Origin of the sequence: Luteibacter sp. CQ10 (assembly GCF_040900725.1) — a bacterium.
Taxonomy (GTDB): domain Bacteria; phylum Pseudomonadota; class Gammaproteobacteria; order Xanthomonadales; family Rhodanobacteraceae; genus Luteibacter.
In genome coordinates this window covers 149,610-169,873 of sequence record NZ_JAEUYM010000004.1, presented here as the reverse complement: position 1 = coordinate 169,873, position 20,264 = coordinate 149,610, and the positions used below count along the sequence as shown (strand labels likewise).

The window sequence follows — 20,264 nt, the reverse complement described above, 5'->3', positions numbered from 1 at the left end:
GACGCGGGCGCCCTGGAGGCGGTGAAGTTCGCTTCACCGCCTCTTTTTTCGAGTGTCATCCCCGATTCTTTCGCGTGAACCGGCCCCTGGGGCCGAGATATTCCGCGCCCCTTTCGTATCTCCCTTCACGATAAAGGTGCAACCCATGAGCATCGCCGATCTGCGCAGCACGCTTCCCGAATACGCCAAGGACCTCAAGCTCAACCTCGACTCGGTGCTGAGCGAGGCGGGCGCCCCCGGCCTCAACAAGGCGCAGATCGCGATGATCGCGCTGGGCTCGGCCATCGCCGCGCGCTACAAGCCGCTGACCGAGGCGATCGCCGTGTTCGCCGGCGAAAACGCCAGCCCCGAGCAGGTGACCGCCGCCAAGGGCTCGGCCGCCATCATGGGCATGAACAACATCTACTACCGCTTCCAGCACCTCGTGTCGCACCCTGAGTACGAGACCCTGCCGGCGAAGCTGCGCATGAACGTGATCGGCGCCTACAAGGGCGACGCGAAGAACGATTTCGAGCTGGTCTCGCTGGCGGTGTCGGCAGTGAACGGCTGCGGCATGTGCATCGACTCGCACGACAAGGTGCTGCGCGATGGCGGCGTCTCGGTGCAGGCGATCCAGAGCGCGGTGCGCATCGCCTCGGTGATCCACGCCGTGGCCGTGGTGCTCGAGCAGGCCGAAGCCGCGGGCTGAGGCACCCCGTTCGCCGATACGATCGGCTCCCACCCTTCCGGTAGCGAGGTTTCTACCGGAGGGGTGGGAGCGACCGTGCCGGCGAATCCTGCGAAGCGTCGACTTGCGGACGACTCGAAGCCGGACCATCCTCGACCCACCCAAACGCGTGGAGGAGGGGTCCCATGAGTTACGTCGATGGTTTCGTCTGCCCGGTGCCGGAAGACAAGCTGGGCGAATACCGCAGGATGGCCAGGAAGGCGGGCAAGATCTGGATGGAGCTCGGCGCGCTGTCCTACCACGAGTGCGTGGCCGACGACGTCAAGCCGGGCAAGGTCACTTCGTTCCCCCAGGCGGTGAAGCTGAAGCCGGGCGAGGTCGTGGTGTTCTCGTGGATCGTCTACAAGAACCGCCGCGAGCGCGACCGGATCATGAAGAAAGTCATGGAACATCCGGGGCTTGCGGAGTGGTCCGATCCGAAGAACCTCCCGTTCGACGGTAAACGCATGTTCTTCGGCGGTTTCAAGCCCATCGTGGAGTATTGACGCGCTGCGGTAGAAACAGGGGTGCCTTCTGGCACTGTGTCGAAGGTCACCCCAGTTCGCACGATGGAGGAATCGTCCACCAGGGGTTCCCCGTCATGCATCGTCTCGTACGTCCGCTTCTCCTCACCGCGCTCGCCGCCGCCTGCGGCACGGCGCTCGCCGCCGGCACGGATGCGCCCCCCCTTGGACACCTGCCCAACTGGGCACAGCCGGAGAGCTACAAGCTCTCGTTCAAGGTCGATCCGAAGCAGGAGACCTACTCCGGCTCCACCACGGTCAAGGTCAAGCTGACCCAGGCCTCCGATTTCATCTGGCTGCACGGCAAGGACCTCAAGGTGTCCAAGGTCGTCGTCACCGACGCCGCCGGCAAGAAGCACCAGGGCAAGTACACCGTGGCCGCCGAGAAGGAAGGCGTGGCGCGCGTGGACCTCGGCGCGAAGCTGGACGGCGAGATCACCCTCGCCATCGACTTCACCGCGCCGCTCAACAAGCAGCTGCAGGGCCTCTACAAGGTCTCGCACGAGGGCGTGCCCTATGCGATGACGCAGATGGAGCCGGTGTCGGCGCGTTACGCGTTCCCGGGCTTCGACGAGCCGATCTTCAAGACGCCGTACGACATCAGCCTCACCATCCCCGCCGACGACCAGGGCGTGGCGAACACCGCGCAGATCAAGGAAGAAAAGGCCGGTGCCGGCTGGAAGACCCTGACCTTCTCCACGACCAAGCCGCTGCCGACCTACCTGGTCGCGTTCGCCGTGGGTCCGTGGGACGTGGTCAAGGGCCCGGACATCACGCCGACCCAGTACCGCTCCACCGCCACCCCGCTGCGCGGCATCGCCGCCAAGGGTGAAGGCCATCGCATGCAGCACGTGCTGGGCGAGACCAATTCGATCATCCACACGCTCGAAGACTATTACGGATTCGGCTACCCGTTCGATAAGCTCGACCTGCTCGCCGCCCCGGACTTCAGCGCCGGTGCCATGGAGAACGCGGGCCTCGTCACCTTCCGTGACTGGCTGCTGCTGATCGACCCGGATTCGGCCGCCCAATACGTGCGTGGCTCGTTCAACGTCAACGCGCACGAGCTGGCCCACCAGTGGACCGGCGATACCGTGACGATGGCCTGGTGGAACGACCTCTGGCTCAACGAGGCCTTCGCCACCTGGATGCAGCAGAAGGTGACGCAGAAGGTTCACCCGGAATACCGCGCCGACCTCGACCGCGTGCGCGGCGCGCAGGGCGCGATGGGCAACGACAGCCTCGTCAGCGCGCGCAAGATCCGTCAGGAAATCACCGGCAACGGCGACATCGAGACGGCGTTCGACGGCATCACCTACCAGAAGGGTGCGGCGGTGCTCGGCATGTTCGAAGGCTACGTCTCCGAGCCGACCTTCCAGAAGGGCATGCGCGCCTACATCCAGAAGCACAAGTTCGCCAACGCCACCGCGGACGACCTCGTCGACGCCATCGCCGAGGCCGCCGGCCAGGGCGAGCAGTTCAAGAAGGCGTTCAACAGCTTCCTCGACCAGTCCGGCGTGCCCTACGTCACCACCCAGGTGAAGACCGAGGGCGGCAAGACCGTGCTCGAACTCAAGCAGAGCCGTTACCTGCCGCTGGGCAGCACCGGCGACGCCAACCGCGTGTGGGGCGTACCGATGTGCGTGCGCTACGGCACCGGCGGCGGCGCGAACAAGGTCAAGTGCGAGATCTTCGATCAGGCCACGGGCAGCATGGTGCTCGACGGCGCGGCGAAGGGCACCTGGGTGATGCCCAACGCCGATGGCCGCGGCTACTACCGCTTCGCGCAGGGCAAGGCGGATCTCGCCGCGCTGTCGAAGGTGGCGGGCACGCTCACCGACGCCGAACAGCTGGCCTATGCCGATGCCGTTCGCGCCGGGTTCCAGCACGGCGACCTCGACGCGGGCGACGTGCTCGCCGCGTACAAGCCGCTCACCGCCTCCAAGGTGCGCGAGGTGTCCACCGCGCCGATGAACACGCTGGAGTGGATCTTCTCGAACGAAGCCACGAACGACGCGCAGCGCGACGTGGTGCGCAAGTGGGCCGCCGACGCCTACCTGCCGAAGCTGAAGGCGCTGGGCTATCGCAAGAAGGCCGGCGAGCAGGACAACGACACGATCACCCGCACCACGCTCGCATCCTTCCTCGCCGGTGACATGGACAACGCCGAGGTGCGCGCCGAACTGCTCAAGCAGGGCGACGCCGCGCTGAAGACGAAGGACGGCCACCTCGACCTCGACGCCGCCGATCCCGACCTGCTGGGCGCGTCGCTCGGCGTGGCGGTGCAGGAGCGTGGCGCGCCCGCGGTGGATGCGCTGATCGCGGAAATCCCGAAGACCTCCGATCCGGCCAAGCGCAACGCGATGCTGAGCGCACTGGCGGAAACGAAGGACCCGGCGCTGGCGAACAAAGCCCGCGACTTCGCGCTCGGCAAGGACGTGAAGGTGGGCGAGATGGCGATGGTGCTCAGCGGCGGCCGTCACTCCGAGGCCTCGCGCAACGACCTGTGGAAGTGGTTCGTGGCGAACTACGACAAGATCGTGGCTCGTACCGGCAGCTTCGCCGGTGGTCGCCTGCCCGCGTTGGGCGCCGGCGGCAGCTGCTCCAAGGCCGAAGCCGATCGCCTGTCCGCGTTCTTCGACAAGGATCGCCTGTCGAAGGTGAGCGGCGCCGAGCGCGGCCTGGCGCAGACCAGCGAGTCGATCCTCCTTTGCTCGGCGTTGAAGGCCAAGCAGGACCCGAAGACGATTCGCTGATCGGTCGAAGCGTTGCGTATGAAAAGCCGGGCGAGTCATCGCCCGGCTTTTTTTATGCCGGTGCAAACGACGCCCTCGCCCGGCGGCCGTCACGGTGCGTGACTGCGCTAACCTAACGCCCATGAGTTCACGCCCGCCCGCCCTGCCACGGCCCACCGCCCGCGATGTCGCGGAAGCCGCGGGTGTGTCCATCTCCGCCGTGTCGCGCACCTTTACCGAAGGCGCGAGCGTCTCGGCGAAGACGCGCGAGCGCGTGCTCGCCGCCGCGGCGGCGCTCGGCTACCGGCCCAATCCCCTGGCGCGCAGCCTCATGACGGGCCGTACCGAACTCATCGGGCTCGTCTCGAACCACTTCGCGAATCCGACCTTCATGGAGGTCTTCGACCTCTTCACCCGCGAGCTGCAGGCGCGCGGCCTGCGCCCGCTGTTGGCGAACCTCGGCCAAGACGGGGACGGCGGGGCCGCGTTGGACATGCTGCGCCAGTACAACGTCGACGCGGTACTGATCGCGACGTCCGCGCCGCCGGACGGCTTCGCTGCCTCGTGCCGCGCGGCGGGATTGCCCGTGATGCACGTGTTCGGTCGCGCCGGACGCACGTCGCCCGTGCCGGTCGCCACGGTCGACAACGTCGCCGGCGGTCGTCTCGCGGCGGATGCGATGCTCGCGCGCGGTCTGCGCCGCCTCGCCTTTCTCGGCGGTTCGGCGCACGATGCCTCGACGATCGATCGCGGCAACGGTTTCGCCGACGCGGCAGGCAAACGGCTCCGTCACGCGATCCACGCGGGCAACTACACGCACGAGCACGGCCGCGTGGCGATGCATGCGCTCCTCGACCGCGATGACGGCATCGACGGTGTGTTCTGCGCGGACGACGTGCTGGCGATGGGGGCGATGGACGCCTGCCGCGAACGTGGCGTCCGTGTGCCGGACGATGTCGGCATCGTCGGATTCGACGACATGCCGCTGGCGGGCTGGGCCGCCTATGCACTGACGACGGTGCGTCAGCCGATCCGCGACATGGTGCTGCACGCGATCGAGCGCATCGTCGCGTGGATGGAGAACCCCGATACCGTCCCCCGCAGCAGGCTGTTTCCCTGTGAGCTGGTCACGCGTACGAGCCTGGGCTGAGGCAGGCTACCCCGTCACCTCCCCGAGCGACACCCAGCGCCGCTCGCGATGCGACACGAGCGCGGCGGCGATCACGCGATCCACCTCGTAGCCGTCACGGAAGGTCGGCCACACGCTTTCGCCCGTGGCGATCGCCTGGAGGAAGTCGCGCATCTCGATGGCGATCTGCTCGTTGTACCCGGTGCCGTGGCCGACGCCCTGGTTGAAAGCGAGGTAGTCGGGGTGCGCGGGACCCATGAGCAGCTTCTGGAAACCGCGCCGCGCCGAATCGCGCGAGGCGTCGTACAGCCAGAGGGCGTTCTGGTCTTCCTGGTCGAAATGGATGGCGCCGCGCGTGCCGGTGATGCGATACGTGTAGCCCATCTTCCGCCCCGCGGCCATGCGGCTGAAGCTCAGGCTGCCCGTCGCGCCGTTCGCGAAGCGCAGCAGCATCTGGCCCTGGTCGTCGTTCTCCACGGCTTCCGGACCGGACGGGCCCTGGCGCGTGGGCTGCACGATGCGCGTGTCGGCGACGAGGCTATCGATGGGTCCGACGAGCCGCAGGCACGCGTTGACGATGTGCGACGCCACGTCACCGAGTGCGCCCGCTTCGGTGCCGGTCGCCACGCGCGTGCGCCACGACGCGGGCAACGCGGGATCGTGCAGGTAATCCTCGACGTGTTCGGCGGTGACCTGGATCACCTCGCCGATCTCGCCGGAGGCGATGATCTGGCGTGCGAGCTGGCTGGCCGGCGTGCGGATGTAATTGAATCCCACCATGTTCGGGATCCCTGCCTGCTCCGCCGCCTCGGCCAGCGCGAGCGATTCTTCGGCCGACGTGCCCAGCGGTTTCTCACAGAAGACCGGCTTTCGCGCCGCGACGCAGGCCATCACCATCGCGGCATGCGTGCGCGGCGGCGTCGCGACGATCACGGCCTGCACCTGCGGATCGTCGACCAGGGTGCGCCAGTCGCCCGTCGAGCGCGACCAGCCCCAGCGGGCTGCGTACTCCGCCGCACCGGCGTCGCTGGACGTCGCGATCATCTCGCAGACGGGTACTCGCTCGGGTTCGAACGTGGGGGCGACGGTCTTCAGGGCGATGGTGTGTGCTTTGCCCATGTATCCGGCGCCGATCAGTCCGATTCGCAGTTCGTTGTTCACGTGACGTCCCGCAGCGATGGAGCGTCCGACTCTACGGATGTTGCAGTGCAATTTGCAAGCGCTTGCAAATCGGCCTAGCGTGTAGCCGTCGGGGCACTCCCGTCCCCAGCCCATCCCGTGCAGGAGCCGCCATGAACGCCCACGCATCCGTCGTCGCCCGCCAGCCGCTCACGATCCCCGTCTTCACCGAAGACGCCCTCGATACCGACGCCATCGTCCACGAATTGCTCGACGGTATCGGCGCCGTCACGCTGCGCGGTCTTTTCACGCCGGCCGAGATCGCCGACGCGCGCACGATCGTGATGCGCGAGTCGGACCTCGACGCGGCCGGCGGCAAGGTCACGCACTTCCAGGGCGATGCGGAACGGGCGGGGCGCATCAACCTTCAACGCCGCGTGTGGAACCTGCTGGCGAAAGGCGACGTCTTCTCGCGCATGGCGGCACACCCCGCGATCATGCGCGTGATGCGCGCCTTCATCGGCAGCGAGTTCATCATGGGATCGATCGCCGCGAACCGGATCCTTCCCGGCGGGCCCGGCCAGGAGCCGCACATCGATTATCCCTATTGGGACTTCCATTCGCCCGAGACGCATCCCGCGCGCATCAACTCCACCTTCGCGCTGAATGCGCAGGCGACGATCATGCTCGACCCGTTCACCGAGGAAACGGGCGCCACGGCCTTCGTGCCCGGCAGCCAGCGCGAGCTCCACTATCCCGACGAGGGCGACCGCTTCTTCGAGCGGTGCGAGCGCATGCTCGGCGAGCCGGGCGACACCGTCGTCTTCTTCGGCGCGGTATGGCATTGCGCCATGCCCAACCGCAGCGCGATCGACCGCTCCGCGATCATCACGCAGTACCTGCCGAAGTTCGTCAAACCGATGGAAGACTTGCCCGCCGCCTTACCTAAAGCGTTCGTCGAGAACGCCAGCCCGGACATCCGTCAGTTGCTGGGCTTGAACTATCCTTACCCGGAAGTGCTCGACGCGGCGCGTGGCGGCAATGCGGAAGGGCGCGACGTCATGAAGCAGCGTTGACCGGCGATTACGGGCGCACGTTCCCGTTCTCGCGGGAACGGCCGTCGCGGCGCGCCGTCTCGGCATGGATGAATCGCATCACGTCATCCATCACCGGAGCGGCGCGATGCAGCGGCCCCAGGGCGAAGACGAGCTTTTCGTGGCCCAGTCCGGGATAGAGCTTCAGTTCCACCGGCTCGCCCATTTGCCGGTAACGGCCTTCGAGCGAGATGGCCTCGGCGGGATACACCTCGGTATCGGCCTCCCCCTGGAGTAGCAGGGCGGGCGGTTCGTCGCCGTCGACGAAGTTGACCGGTTGCGAACGTGCCTGCTCCTCGGCGGTGCGGCCGAACATGTCGAGATAGGCCTTTTCATCCAGTGGAAGGAAGTCGAACGCGCCGGCGACGCCGATGAGGCCGGACAGGTCGCGTGGCGCCATGCCCACGGCGGCAAGCCACTGCTTGTCGGTGGCGAGCATGGCCGCGATATGTCCGCCGGACGAGTGGCCCATCACGAAAAGCTCGGAGGCGTCCCCGCCGAACATCGCCGCATGGTCCTTCGCCCATCGCACGGCGTCCGCACCGTCGCGGAGAAAGCCGTCCATGCGCACGGCAGGCCAGTGTCGGTAATCGGGAACAATGGCCACCACGCCCCGGCGAGCCAGTGCCTCGCCTACCCAGCGATACCAGCCTCGCCGGCCGAAGCGCCAGTCGCCGCCGTAGAAGTACACCACCACCGGCGCGTGCGCGGCATGGAGGGGGGCATAGACATCGAGCGACAGGTCGCGCCCGGGTGCGAACGGGATGTCGCGATGGTCGACGATGCCGGAACCGGACTGCGTGGCGTTCACCGCCGCGAAGAAGGTCGCGTGGCAGCCGGTCAGGCACAGCAGGGCAAGCAGGAGGGAGGAAAGGCGCATCCGCGGATTGTAGGGCCGAGCCACTACAATGCCTGCATGAACGATATTCGCACGATCCTGCGCCAAGCGACCGATGTGTTGGGTGACCGCCTGGAAGCGGAAGCCCTGCTGGCTCACGTACTCGGCGTCGATCGCGCCTGGTTCTTCGCGCATGCGGACGACGTGCCTGCCGCCGAAGCGTCCGCTCGCTTCGAGAGCGTGGTGAGGCGGCGCGCCGATGGCGAACCGGTGGCATACATCACGGGGCGCCGGGACTTCTGGTCGCTGTCGCTCGAGGTGACACCGGCGACGCTGATTCCTCGTCCGGAAACGGAGCGGTTGGTCGAGTTGGCGCTGGAGAGATTGCCCCGGGGCGGGCGGGTGCTCGATCTTGGCACGGGGAGCGGCGCCATCGCCCTCGCGCTGGCCCGGGAGAGGCCCGATACCACGGTGATCGCGGTGGACGCGAGCGAAGATGCGCTGGACGTCGCGAACCGCAACGCGTGCCGACTTGGCCTGGAGCGGGTGACGTTCCGCCTGGGGGACTGGTTCGCGCCCGTCCGCGACGAACGCTTCCATCTGGTAGTGAGCAATCCTCCCTATATAGATCAATGCGACGAACACCTGGCGCTGGGCGATTTGCGTTTCGAGCCCCGGTCCGCGCTCGTATCGGGAAGCGACGGTATGGACGATATACGCAGGATCGTTCTCGATGCGCCTGACTACCTTGTCAAAGGAGGATGGCTGCTGTTCGAACACGGTTGGAACCAAGGCCACGATGCGCGCATGACGTTCGACACGTCGATATGGCGGGAAGTGTTCACGGCTGCCGATCTCGAACTGCGTGACAGGGTCACCGGGGCGCAGCGGCTCTGAAGGCTCCGGCGCGGACGACGGGGGAAGCTATGCCGACCTTGGTGGCAGACGCGCCGAGGTCGATGTTGCCGACGATGGAGTAGCGTCCCCACGAATTCAGTCGCTTGGGCGGTGTTGACGATCTCTACGACAAGGCCACGAATTTGCCGGACCCTGCAAAGGGGGACAGCATCATGAACAGGGGGCCAGGCAGGGTCGATTCCGACACGGTACAAGGAATGATCGATTACAAAGGCAACGTCCAGCGTAAGGAACCCTAAGGTATGAACGGCTCTTTTGGCGCGAAGATCTTTCTTTGTTTCGTTCTTCTTTGTCCCGGACTCACCTGGGCTGCCAGCCAAGCTCTTTGGGGGTATCCCTGCGACGTGTTCATGTCCGCTGCATGTCTTAGGCTGCCTAACGACATGTCGATTAGCTATGAGGTGCCCGCCGATTTTGGGATATATACCGTGAGCCGGTCCGGAGAGGCGTTTCTGTCCATTTACGTCGGTTCGGCGCCTCGACTGCCTGATCTAGCCAGGGCGTCGTTAAAGCTGGATGCCAAGGGCTACAAGATCAGGGGCTTTCATTCGACGGTGCAAGACAAGGAGCGCCTGGATGTCATCGTGCTTCCCACGGAGAAGGGCGGCGATGTCGTTCATTTATTCGCTCGGCTTTCCGAGGATAAACGCGATGCCATTGCCATGGTTGTCGCGGGGCTGCGGCTTTGTAGTCGGCCTACGCCGGAGCTAGTCCGCTGTCCCTTGCTTAGCGAGCCCGGCAAGGAGATCGCGGATTGGGTGCGTGCGCAACGGCTCAGTGGCGCCCCATCTCCATAAGGCGCTCGAACGATGGCGATCGCACGAAACGGCCACCGTGGTACCGAGGCCGTTAGCCACGTGAGATGCTTTCGGAAACCCGCGACGCCTTAAACCGCGCTCGCCACCGGCGCATCCACGAACTGCGGAAAGCGCGCGCGGATCGCTTCGCGGATCTGCGGCAGGTCGAGTCCGGCCATCGTCAATACTTCCTCGCGGCTGCCGTGGTCGAGATAGGCGTCGGGCAGGCCGAGGTGGAGGATGGGCAGGGTCACGCCGTGCGCGGCCAGGCACTCGGCCACGCCCGCACCGGCACCGCCGGCGATGGCGTTGTCCTCGATGGTGACGAACGCGCCGTGCGTGCGCGCCATCTCGAGGATGAGTTCCTCGTCGAGCGGCTTCACGAAACGCATGTTGACGAGCGTGGCGTCCACTTCGGCGGCGATCACTGCGGCGGGCGCGAGCATGGTGCCGAAGGACAGGATCGCCAGCCCGTGGCGGCCGCGACGGCGCACCTCGGCCTTGCCGATCGGCAGTGTGTCGAGATCGGGCGACAGCCGGGCTCCCGGTCCGGTACCGCGCGGGTAGCGGATCGCGGCGGGCCCCGCGTACTGGAAGCCCGTGCTGAGCATCATGCGGCACTCGTTCTCGTCGGCCGGCGCCATGATCATCATGTTGGGCAGGCAGCGCATGAAGCTCAGGTCGAAGCTGCCCGAATGCGTGGCCCCGTCGGGGCCGACCACGCCGGCGCGGTCGATGGCGAAGGTGACGTCGAGGTTCTGCAACGCCACGTCGTGGATGGCCTGGTCGTAGGCGCGCTGGAGGAACGTGGAATAGATCGCCACGACCGGCTTGGCGCCTTCCACGGCCATGCCCGCCGCGAGCGTCACCGCGTGCTGCTCGGCGATCGCCACGTCGAAGTAGCGCTGGGGGTATTCCTTGGAAAAACGCACCAGTCCCGAGCCCTCGCGCATGGCGGGAGTGATGCCGAGCAGGCGCTCGTCGGCGGCGGCCATGTCGCAGAGCCAGTCGCTGAAGATATCGGTATAGGTGGGCTTGGCCGGCGCGCCCTTCTTCACGAGGCCGGCGACCGGATCGAACGGACCCACCGCGTGGTACTCGATCTGCGCCTTCTCGGCCGGTTCGTAGCCCTTGCCCTTGGTGGTCATGACGTGCATGAGCTGCGGGCCGGGCAGGTCTTTCACCGTTTCCAGCGCGTTCACCAGCTGGGCCATGTTGTGGCCGTCGATGGGGCCGGTGTAGTGGAAGCCCAGTTCCTCGAACAGCGTGGACGGCACGAACATGCCCTTGGCGTGTTCCTCCCAGCGCTTGAAGAAGCGGCCGAAGAAGGATTCGCGCGGCATGGCCTTCTTGGCGCGTTCACGCCACGCGTTGAGCGTGCGGCTGGACATCGCGCGGGCCATCATCTTGGTCATCGCGCCGACGTTTTCGCTGATCGACATGCCGTTGTCGTTGAGGATCACGAGCATGTTCGGTTCGATGCCGCCACCGTGGTTCAGGGCTTCGAAGGCCATGCCCGCGGTCATCGCGCCGTCGCCGATCACCGCCACGACCTTGCGCGGATCGCCGCGGCGCTGCAGCGCGATGGCCATGCCCAGCGCGGCCGAGATCGAGGTGGACGAGTGACCCACGCCGAAGGTGTCGTACTCGCTCTCGTCGCGGCTGGGGAACGGCGCGAGGCCGTCCTTCTTCTTGATCGAGGTGATGCGGTCTCGTCGACCGGTGAGAATCTTATGCGGATAGCACTGGTGCCCGACGTCCCAGACCAGGCGATCCACCGGCGTGTCGAAGACGTGGTGCAGTGCCACCGTCAGCTCCACCACGCCCAGGCCCGCGCCGAAATGACCGCCCGAGGAGGCCACCGCCTCGATCAGGTAGCGGCGCAGCTCGTCGGCGATGGCCGGCAGTTCGTCCGCCGGGAAACGGCGGAGATCCTCCGGCGAGTCGATCTGCGCCAGATACGGGTAGTGGGAGAGGTCGTTCATGCCCGTATTGTTGGCCTACGGGCGTGTCGGGGCAAGGGACGGGGTGTGAAAAACCGCAGGCGCGCCGGGCGCGGGTTCAGGCCCGGCGGCGGTCGCGGGGCAGGTGGCTCACGAGGAACTCCATCTGGTCGGCCAGGATGTTGCGGTTGGAAAGGATCAGGTGCTCCACCCAGCTCGGCCGGTAAGGCACCGCCAGGAGAGGCATATTGGCCTGTTGCGGCGTGCGGTTGCTCTTGCGCAGGTTGCACGACAGGCAGGCGCTGACCACGTTTTCCCATTCGTCCTGGCCGCGCTTGGACAGGGGCACGACGTGGTCGCGGGTGAGGGCGTGGCGGGTGAACTGCTCGCCGCAATACAGGCACAGGTGCCGGTCGCGGGCGAACAGGGCGGTATTGGTGAGGGCGGGTGCCGGATCGATGGCGTGTTCGCGGCAATGGCCCGTGCTGGCGACGATCGGATGGAGCTGGAGGGTGCTCTGTTCGCCGCTCTCCCGGCTGATGCCGCCGTGGACCGTGACGCAGGGGTCGCCCAGGGTCCAGGCGACCACCCCCCGGACGTAGAGGCAGACGGCGTCCTGCCAGCTGATCCAGTCGAGGATCCGCCCGCCGGCGTCGAGCGACAGCACGCGGGTGGCGTGCAGCGCCGCCATTTTCGGCAAATCCTCTTGGTGCACTTCCATCGTCATCGGGTCTCGTCCTTCACGTACGCGAAAGAGCGTTCCAGCAAGCCGAACTCCGTGCGGTTCGCGGCGCGAACCCGCCCCGCATGGGGGCGTTGGTCCGAGCATAGCCCATAATTGCTACAGAAAAGCACCTCCTCGGTATGGTTCTTGCGGGGCTGTAGCAGTCATCGGGCGCTGTTATAGTGGGGATTCGCATGTGAGCCCGGCGGGTTTGGAAGGGGGGCCGGGGTGGCTTCCCAGGTCCGGCGGGTCCAAGAGGGATTGAACAGTGGCAGAAGTGCTTTTCTACGAGCGTCCGGTTCCCCTGAACCGTACCGCCCACCGCGATCTCCGCCTGAAGGCGGTGAACAACATCAACTTCGCGAAGCAGGCCCATTCGGTGCCGCTCACCGGCGTCGAGTTCGCGCCGGCCTCGCGCGACTTCCCGATCCTGTTCGCCGGCGACAGCATGGAAACCGCGGGCCCCATGGCGCTGCTGGGCCTTCGCCAGAACGAAAACCTGCTGGTCGGCAAGGACGGTTTCTGGGAGCAGGGCCTGTACATCCCGGCATTCGTGCGCCGCTATCCCTTCGTGCTGGCCGAGAAGCCGGTCGGCACCGAAGGTGACGATTTCACCGTGTTCCTCGACGAGGCCTACGAAGGCTTCAACGACAGCGAAGGCGAGCGTCTCTTCAACGAAGACGGCACCGACGCGCCGGCGCTGACCAATGCCGTGAACTTCCTGGGCGAGTTCCAGGATCACGTGGCCCGCACCCAGTGGTTCATGGGCAAGCTGCGCGAGCACGACCTGCTCGAGCCGCGCACCATCACCCTGCAGAAGGAAGGCAAGGGCATCAACCTCAACGGCCTGTTCGTCATCAACGAAGAGAAGCTGCGCGCCCTCGACGAGAAGACCGCGCACGAGTTCCTGCGCGAAGGCGCCTTCGGCTGGATCTACGCCCACCTCGTGTCGCTGGCCAACATCGACCGCATGGCCCAGCGTCTCGATGCGCGCGAGCGTGCGGAAGAGGGTACGACGACCGCTGCGTAAGCGTTCGCCGTCGTGCTCAATGAAAGGCCGCCCGATGGGCGGCCTTTTTTTGCTTGTTCGTAGGTAGTTCGTCGCGCCCTCGAGCGAAAGGCGCTGGGTTCCTGCTTTCGCAGGAACGACGAGCTACGAGATTCACCGCTGCGCACAAGGCAACCTCGCGTCGTTCCTGCGAAAGCAGAAGCGCAGTGCCTTGCGTTCGGTTTCAGCGAACCGGCCGGGCCATCCGCACCAGGTCCGTGTCGAACCCGTGCTTCGCATACAGTTCGCGGGCCTTCTCGTTTCCCGGAAACACGGCCAGGGTCACGAACTGACAGCGATGTTCCTTGGCCCATGCGTAGGCGTGGGCGAGGAGGGCCGCGCCCACGCCGTTGCCCTCGTGCTTCTCGGCGACCGCGATGTCCGAGATATGACAATTGTCGCGGTGGGTGAAAAAATCCTTGGTCTTCTGCAGGTGGACGAAGCCCACCGCCTCACCGTCGTCGTTTTCGGCGATGAAGATGTAGCTGTTGGACGGTTGCTCGTCCAGGTGCTTCACCAGGTCGGCCTCGATACCCTTCAGGCAATCGGTCTTCGTGCGGCCGTTGGGCAAGGGGAAATGGATGAAGCGGTGGACCAGGCCGAGGATGAAGTCGTCGTCGTCGCTCTCGGCGAGGCGTATGCGGTACGGGCTATCGCTCATCGTGTGTCGAACCGTTGGGTGGGCGTCCGGGCCCGGTCAGTTCTACACCCGAAGGGCGGGCGGGAAAAGTCCCGTCCGCCCTTCGGCGTGAGTCGCCCTGTCGCAGCGAACCGTCGGATGGACGGCCCGGCGCCGGGTATCAGGCCACGTCGGGCAGCGTCGCGACGCCCGCTTCGATGGCCGCCTTGTGCAGGTGGATGCGCGGCAGGATGCGGGCGAAGTAGAAGGCGGCCGTATCGCGCTTGGCCTGCTTGCCTGCCGTCGACAGCCGCGAACCGTCGGCGGCGGCCACGCTGCGTGCCCAGGCATAGGCCAGGGCGACGTAGCCCGAGAAGTAGAGGTAATCGACCGCGGCGGCGCCCAATTCCTCGGGGTTGGCCTGGGCCCGGGCGGCGATGTCGCGGGTGAGTTCACCCCAGGTCGTGGCGGCGGCGGACAACGGGCCGATGAGCGGCTTCAGGCTCTCGTCGCCGGCGTGGGCCTGGCAGAACGCGCCGATCTCGGCCAGGAAGTGCTTCAGCCCCACGCCCTGCAACTGCATGACCTTGCGGCCGAGCAGGTCGAGCGCCTGGATCTGGGTGGTGCCTTCGTAAAGGGTGATGATGCGCGCGTCGCGGACCAGCTGCTCCATGCCGTGTTCGACGATATAGCCGTGTCCGCCGAAAATCTGCAGGGCTTCCTTGGTGCATTCCTGCGCGGTTTCCGTCAGCAGCCCCTTGATGATGGGGATGAGGAACGAGAGCAGTTCGCCGGCGTTTTTCCGTGTGTCGGCATCGGGATGGCGGGCCTCGATGTCGCTCTGCAGCGCCGCGTGCAGCGCGAGCACGCGGCCGCCTTCGACGAAGGCGCGCTGGGTGAGCAGCATGCGGCGTACGTCGGGATGCACGACGATCGGATCGGCCGGCTTCTCCGGCAGCTTTGGACCGGACAGCGCACGCATCTGCAAGCGCTCGAGGGCATAGCGCAGGCTGCCCTGCAGGGCAGCCTCGGAAATCGCCAGCCCCTGCACGCCGACGCCCAGGCGCGCCGCGTTCATCATGGTGAACATCGCCATGAGACCCTTGTGCGGCGGGCCGATGAGCCAGCCCTCGGCCTCGTCGAAATTCATCACGCAGGTGGCGGAGCCCTTGATGCCCATCTTGTGCTCGATGGCGCCGGCGGCCAGGGTGTTGCGCTCGCCCACCGAGCCGTCCTTGTTCACCTTGAATTTGGGCACCACCAGCATCGAGATGCCCCGGCTGCCGGCCGGCGCGTCGGGCAGGCGGGCCAGCACCAGGTGCACGATGTTTTCCGCGAAATCGTGTTCGCCGGCGGAAATGAAGATCTTGGTGCCGGTGACGCGGTAGCTGCCGTCGCCATTCGGCTCCGCGCGCGTCTTCAGCAGGCCGAGGTCGGAGCCCGCCTGTGGTTCGGTCAGGCACATGGTGCCCGTCCACGTGCCGTCGACGATGCGCTTGAGGAACACTTCTTTCTGCCAGTCGTCGCCGTGGTGCGCTATCGCGTCGATGGCGCCGTGCGAGAGCAGCGGATAGATGCCCCAGGCCGTGTTGGCCGAGTCGATCATCTCCTTGGTGAGCAGGCCGAGCGCGGCCGGAAGGCCCTGGCCGCCGGCGGCCTCGCTCGCGGTGAGGCCGGTCCAGCCGCCCTCGGCGTATTGGCGATAGGCTTCCTTGAACCCCTTGGGCGTGGTGACGGTGGCCGTGGCCTTGTCGTAATGGCAGCCCTCGGCATCTCCGGATGCGTTCAGCGGCGCGAGCACCTGTTCGGTGAAGCGGGCCGACTCATCGAGCACGGCGTCGATGAGTTCACGGTTGTGCGCTTCACCGCCGTCGAGCCGGGTGAGCACGTCTTCGGCGCCGAGCACGTCGAAGAGCGCGAAGCGCATGTCGTCGAGGGGGGCTTTGTAGTTCGTCATGGAGGCGTCCGGAACAAGGGTCAGGGAGAGCGGTAGGTATCGGGAATGCCGGGCACGGGCGACAGCCAGTTCCTGCCGTGCACGGTGAACGTGCGCGGCTTGTCTTCTTTTTCGGCCGTGCCGGTGATGCGGCCTTCGATGGCGTAGGGAAGCGAGCCCGAGCTGCCCTTGGCGGCGAGGTCGGCCAGCGCCTTCGACATCTCGGGGGTGGGCAGGATGTCCACCCGGGTGACGTCCGCGGCGAAAGCGGGGATGTCCTGATCGATGCGTGCATCGAGCAGCACGCCGCCCAACTGGGCGACCTGGAGCGTGCCCTGGAACCGGTCGAACGACATGCCGCCGTAGCTGTTGCTGCGCACGCGCAGCGTCACGTGCCACGTTCCGCCGGGCTTGGCGGTGACTTCCTGCAGGGTGACGGTCGGCGGAAAAACGCTTTTCTTCGCGGGCCCGCAGGCAGCGAGCAGGACCAGCGTGGCGAGAACGGCCGCGCGAGGGAGGGAGGTGCGGAGCATCGGTGTCATCCAGGGCTTGGCGGCATGGGACGTCGAAACAGCGACCGATGGTAGCGCCCATGCACGGCAGGCGCGAGACGGGCGTTTGAAACGCGGTTCCCAAGCGGGTGCGGAGCAGGCATCATGACCGGATCGCCTCGCTGGACCTCTTGCCCCACATGACCCGTCGCATCGCAGCCCGCCGCTCGCCCATCCATGGAAATGGCGTCTTCGCCACCGCGCCGATCAAGGCCGGCGAGGAAATCATCGAATACAAGGGTGACCACATCACCCACGCCCAGGCCGACAAGCGTTACGGCGACGGCGGTGAAACCGGCCATACCTTCCTGTTCACGCTGAACGAGAAGTACATCGTCGACGGCAACAGCAACGGCAACACGGCGCGCTGGATCAACCACAGCTGCGATCCGAACTGCCAGGCGCTGATCGAGGAAGCGGTCGAGGGCAAGCCCACCAAGAACGACCGCGTGCTGATCGAGGCCATTCGCGACATCGCTCCCGGCGAAGAGTTGACCTACGACTACGGCATCACGCTCGACATGCCGCACACGGCGAGGCTGAAGAAGATCTGGGCGTGCCGGTGCGGCTCGCCGAAATGCATCGGCACGATGCTCAAGCCCAAGCGCAAGGCGAGGTAAGCCGTTCACCTTTGCCCACGGCGCGCCGACATTCACGCGACGCGCCGCTCATTCGCCGGTTTCCATGCTTGGGGTACCTTCCCCCGCAAGGAGATTCCCGATGGCGAACAAGACGCTTTCCGGCCGCCGCATCGCCGTGCTGGCCACCGACGGCTTCGAACAGTCCGAACTGACCGAACCCAAGCGCCTGCTCGAAGAGGCCGGCGCCAAGGTCGACGTGATCGCGCCCGGCGATGCCGGCCAGATCAAGGGCTGGGACAAGAAGGACTGGGGACAGTCCGTGCCCGTCGACGTACACCTCGATAAGGCCGATCCCGGCAGCTACGACGCCCTGGTACTCCCGGGCGGCGTCATCAATCCCGACCACCTGCGCACCGACGAGAAAGCGGTCGGGCTGGTCAAGGCCTTTGGCCAGTCCGGCAAGCCCGTGGCCGCGATCTGCCATGGGCCGTGGACGCTGATCAACGCCGGGCTCGTGAAAGGCAAGAAGATCACGTCGTGGCCATCGCTCCGCCAGGACCTCGACAATGCCGGTGCCCGCTGGGAAGACAGCGAAGTGGTGACCGACGGCAACCTCATCACCAGCCGCAAGCCGGACGATATTCCGGCGTTCACGCAGACCTTGATCAAGGCCTTGGCCGCCTGATCCGCCGCCCAAATTCTCCCACCTTTCAGCGATACACCGTCTGCCGAAGGGTGGGAGAAAACCCTGTCCGCGAAGCCTGCGAAGCACGCGCGTCAATCGTCCTCGTCCTTCGGTTTCCACGCTTCCGCCAGCCGTTTTTGCACTCCCGGCGGTACCACGTCGTAATGGCTGAACGCCATCGCATAGCGTCCCTGCCCACCCGTCATCGACTTCAACTGCGTCGGATAATCCACCAGCTCCGCCAGCGGCACGCGGGCCCGGATCATCGTCTCGCCACCGCGCAGGGAGTCGGTGCCCATGATCTGGGCACGTTTCGAGGCGAGGCCGCCGGTCACGTCGCCCACGTATGCATCGGGAATCGATACCTCCAGGTCCACCACCGGCTCCAGCACCTGCGGCCGTGCTCGCGACACGGCATCGAGAAACGCCTTGCGTCCCGCGCTGATGAAGGCCACCTCCTTGGAATCCACGGGATGATGCTTGCCGTCGTAGACGGTCACGCGTACGTCCTGGATCGGATACCCGGCCACCGCACCGCCGTCCAGCGCCTGGCGCACGCCTTTCTCGATCGCCGGGATGAACGGCCCGGGGATCACGCCTCCCTTCGTTTCGTCGCGGAAGTCGAAGCCGCTTCCGCGCTCTACCGGCTCGACGCGCAGGAACACCTCGGCGAACTGACCGGCGCCACCGGTCTGCTTCTTGTGCCGATGATGCCCCTCGGCATGGCCGCCGATGGTTTCGCGATAGGCGACGCGCGGCGGATGGGTGATCACGTCGATGTCGTATCGCGCCTTCATGCGTTCGAGCATGAGTTTCACGTGCAGGTCCGACAGCCCGTAGATCACCGTTTCGTTGAGTTCCTTGCGGTGCTCGACGCGAAAACAGGGATCTTCTTCGGCCAGCCGCGCCAGCGATTGCGACAGCTTCTGTTCGTGCCCTTTGTGCGCCGGTTCCACCGCGAGGCCGTACATGGGCGCCGGATAGGCGGCGGGTTCGAGATGGATGCGGCCTTCGTCGGCGGCATCGTGCAGCACGGCGTCGAAGTGGATGTCGTCCACCTTGGCCACCGCGACGATGTCGCCGGGCAGCGCCTCGTCCACCTCGACGTGTTCGCGCCCTTTCAGGCGGAAGAGGTGGCCTACCTTGAACGGCTTGCGGCCGTCGTCGACCAGCAGTTGCGAATCCTTGCGCACGGTGCCCTGCCATACGCGGAAGACGCCCAGCTTGCCCACGAAGGGATCGTTGACGATCTTGAACACGTCGGCCACCACGTGGCCGTGCGCGTCGGCGCTCACCGGGAAGGGCTCGCCGCCGGCGTCGCGGAACGGGGGCGGATTGGTTTCCGTGGGGCAGGGGAGGATGCGTTCGATCAGTTCGAGCAGCTCCCCCACGCCGATGCCGTCGCGCGCGCCGGTGAACACGATGGGTACGAGGTGGCCGTCACGCAGGCAGTGCTCGAGCGCGCCGCGCAGTTCGCCCGCGCCCAATGAGGATTCGCCGGCCTCCAGGTAGTGTTCCATCACGGCGTCGTCGATCTCCACCACCTGGTCGATGAGGCGTCGGTGGGCCTCGCCGGGCGAGGAGAAATCCGTGTCGCCGCCGGTCTGGAAGAACGCGTCGCGCACGGCATGGCCTTTCGAGGCGGGCAGGTTCAACGGCAGGCATTCGTTGCCGAACTCGGCACGCAGATCGGCTACCAGCGCGGGCAGGTCCACGCCCTCGGCGTCGATGCGGTTCACGATGAGGATGCGTGCCAGCCCGCGCTCTTTCGCGTGGCGCATCATCGAGCGCGTGCCGTGCTCGATGCCGTTGGCCGCATTGACCACGACGGCCACCGTGTCGGCGGCGGCCAGGGCCGCCAGCGCGGGTCCGCGGAAATCGGCGTACCCGGGGGTGTCCAGCAGGTGGATGCGATAGCCGTTGCGCTCGATCGAGGCGATCGACGCATCGATCGAATGGCCCCGGGCCTTTTCCATCGGGTCGGTGTCGGAGACGGTGGTGCCTCGTTCCACCAGGCCCATGGCGTTCAGGGCGCCTCCGTAGTGGAGCATGGCTTCGAACAGCGTGGTCTTTCCGGCACCGGCGTGGCCGGCGAGAGCGAGGCTGCGGATACGTTCCGTGGATGGCGACACGATGCGACCCTCCTTCAGTGGAAGGGATGCGTGGGACGCGGCGTCGACCTCGGCGTCGCCTCTCGCACGCCTCCCGGCATGACGATGGCGGGCCGTCACGGTCGTCCGGCGGGGCCGGGCGGTCATGGCGGAGATGGTTGGGCGTGGGCCCGGTCCAAGGGTTCTCCTTCCCGGGACAGGAATCA

At 66.4% G+C, this 20,264-nt stretch carries 18 protein-coding genes; 10 read left to right on the top strand and 8 right to left on the bottom strand.

Annotated elements, in window-relative coordinates; all coding sequences use genetic code 11:
* Positions 1–145 precede the first annotated feature (145 nt).
* The 4 genes from JNG39_RS16645 (at position 146) to JNG39_RS16630 (ending at position 5,115) form a co-directional block, all read left to right on the top strand.
* The gene (locus tag JNG39_RS16645) at positions 146–688 is read left to right on the top strand and encodes a carboxymuconolactone decarboxylase family protein (protein WP_144915435.1); all 543 of its coding nucleotides are present in this window, start codon (positions 146–148) and stop codon (positions 686–688) included.
* A gap of 164 nt (positions 689–852) precedes the next feature.
* The gene (locus JNG39_RS16640) at positions 853–1,212 is read left to right on the top strand and encodes a DUF1428 domain-containing protein (RefSeq protein ID WP_368313017.1); all 360 of its coding nucleotides are present in this window, start codon (positions 853–855) and stop codon (positions 1,210–1,212) included.
* Positions 1,213–1,307: 95 nt separating this feature from the next.
* A complete protein-coding gene (locus tag JNG39_RS16635; RefSeq protein WP_368313016.1) occupies positions 1,308–3,986 on the top strand; it encodes a M1 family metallopeptidase in 2,679 nt (892 codons plus the stop codon).
* Between the two features lie 121 nt (positions 3,987–4,107).
* Positions 4,108–5,115, top strand: coding sequence for a LacI family DNA-binding transcriptional regulator (locus JNG39_RS16630; RefSeq protein ID WP_368313015.1), 1,008 nt, complete (start codon positions 4,108–4,110; stop codon positions 5,113–5,115).
* A 6-nt stretch (positions 5,116–5,121) separates the two neighbouring features.
* Here the strand turns inward: JNG39_RS16630 and JNG39_RS16625 are convergent, their stop codons facing one another.
* Positions 5,122–6,255, bottom strand: coding sequence for a Gfo/Idh/MocA family protein (locus JNG39_RS16625; protein ID WP_368313014.1), 1,134 nt, complete (start codon positions 6,253–6,255; stop codon positions 5,122–5,124).
* 131 nt (positions 6,256–6,386) lie between these two features.
* On the opposite strand from JNG39_RS16625, the gene JNG39_RS16620 reads away from it, so the two are divergent.
* Positions 6,387–7,289, top strand: a complete 903-nt coding sequence (locus JNG39_RS16620; protein ID WP_368313013.1) for a phytanoyl-CoA dioxygenase family protein — start codon at positions 6,387–6,389, stop codon at positions 7,287–7,289.
* Positions 7,290–7,296: 7 nt separating this feature from the next.
* Here JNG39_RS16620 and JNG39_RS16615 read toward each other — a convergent pair whose 3' ends face one another.
* Complete coding sequence (locus JNG39_RS16615) at positions 7,297–8,187, bottom strand: alpha/beta hydrolase (RefSeq protein WP_368313011.1); 891 nt, start codon at positions 8,185–8,187, stop codon at positions 7,297–7,299.
* Positions 8,188–8,223: 36 nt separating this feature from the next.
* Between JNG39_RS16615 and prmC the strand changes: the two genes are divergently transcribed.
* Both prmC and JNG39_RS16605 read left to right on the top strand, forming a co-directional pair.
* Complete coding sequence (prmC, locus tag JNG39_RS16610; RefSeq protein WP_368313009.1) at positions 8,224–9,042, top strand: peptide chain release factor N(5)-glutamine methyltransferase; 819 nt, start codon at positions 8,224–8,226, stop codon at positions 9,040–9,042.
* Positions 9,043–9,305: 263 nt separating this feature from the next.
* The gene (locus JNG39_RS16605; protein ID WP_368313008.1) at positions 9,306–9,860 is read left to right on the top strand and encodes a hypothetical protein; all 555 of its coding nucleotides are present in this window, start codon (positions 9,306–9,308) and stop codon (positions 9,858–9,860) included.
* Positions 9,861–9,949: 89 nt separating this feature from the next.
* Here the strand turns inward: JNG39_RS16605 and dxs are convergent, their stop codons facing one another.
* Positions 9,950–11,845 (bottom strand): 1-deoxy-D-xylulose-5-phosphate synthase, encoded by a 1,896-nt coding sequence (gene dxs / locus JNG39_RS16600; RefSeq protein ID WP_368313007.1) that lies wholly within the window; start codon positions 11,843–11,845, stop codon positions 9,950–9,952.
* 76 nt (positions 11,846–11,921) lie between these two features.
* A complete protein-coding gene (locus JNG39_RS16595) occupies positions 11,922–12,494 on the bottom strand; it encodes an HNH endonuclease (protein WP_368313006.1) in 573 nt (190 codons plus the stop codon).
* 301 nt (positions 12,495–12,795) lie between these two features.
* Here JNG39_RS16595 and JNG39_RS16590 point away from each other — a divergent pair, with 301 nt between their 5' ends.
* Positions 12,796–13,557 carry a SapC family protein gene (locus JNG39_RS16590; protein ID WP_368313004.1) on the top strand — a complete coding sequence of 254 codons (762 nt, stop codon included), beginning with the start codon at positions 12,796–12,798 and terminating at the stop codon, positions 13,555–13,557.
* A 202-nt stretch (positions 13,558–13,759) separates the two neighbouring features.
* On the opposite strand, the gene JNG39_RS16585 is transcribed toward JNG39_RS16590, so the two are convergent.
* The 3 genes from JNG39_RS16585 to JNG39_RS16575 all read right to left on the bottom strand — a co-directional run bounded on the left by JNG39_RS16585 (position 13,760) and on the right by JNG39_RS16575 (position 16,663).
* Positions 13,760–14,236 (bottom strand): GNAT family N-acetyltransferase, encoded by a 477-nt coding sequence (locus tag JNG39_RS16585; RefSeq protein ID WP_368313003.1) that lies wholly within the window; start codon positions 14,234–14,236, stop codon positions 13,760–13,762.
* Between the two features lie 139 nt (positions 14,237–14,375).
* A complete protein-coding gene (locus tag JNG39_RS16580; protein WP_368313001.1) occupies positions 14,376–16,151 on the bottom strand; it encodes an acyl-CoA dehydrogenase C-terminal domain-containing protein in 1,776 nt (591 codons plus the stop codon).
* 20 nt (positions 16,152–16,171) lie between these two features.
* Positions 16,172–16,663 carry a hypothetical protein gene (locus JNG39_RS16575; protein WP_368313000.1) on the bottom strand — a complete coding sequence of 164 codons (492 nt, stop codon included), beginning with the start codon at positions 16,661–16,663 and terminating at the stop codon, positions 16,172–16,174.
* A 158-nt stretch (positions 16,664–16,821) separates the two neighbouring features.
* On the opposite strand from JNG39_RS16575, the gene JNG39_RS16570 reads away from it, so the two are divergent.
* Positions 16,822–17,301: an SET domain-containing protein gene (locus tag JNG39_RS16570; protein ID WP_368312999.1), complete on the top strand. Its 480-nt coding sequence runs from the start codon at positions 16,822–16,824 to the stop codon at positions 17,299–17,301.
* 100 nt (positions 17,302–17,401) lie between these two features.
* On the top strand, positions 17,402–17,947 hold the full coding sequence (locus tag JNG39_RS16565) for a type 1 glutamine amidotransferase domain-containing protein (protein WP_368312998.1): 546 nt from the start codon (positions 17,402–17,404) through the stop codon (positions 17,945–17,947).
* Positions 17,948–18,039: 92 nt separating this feature from the next.
* On the opposite strand, the gene fusA is transcribed toward JNG39_RS16565, so the two are convergent.
* Positions 18,040–20,079, bottom strand: coding sequence for an elongation factor G (fusA, locus tag JNG39_RS16560; RefSeq protein ID WP_368312997.1), 2,040 nt, complete (start codon positions 20,077–20,079; stop codon positions 18,040–18,042).
* Positions 20,080–20,264: the final 185 nt, after the last annotated feature.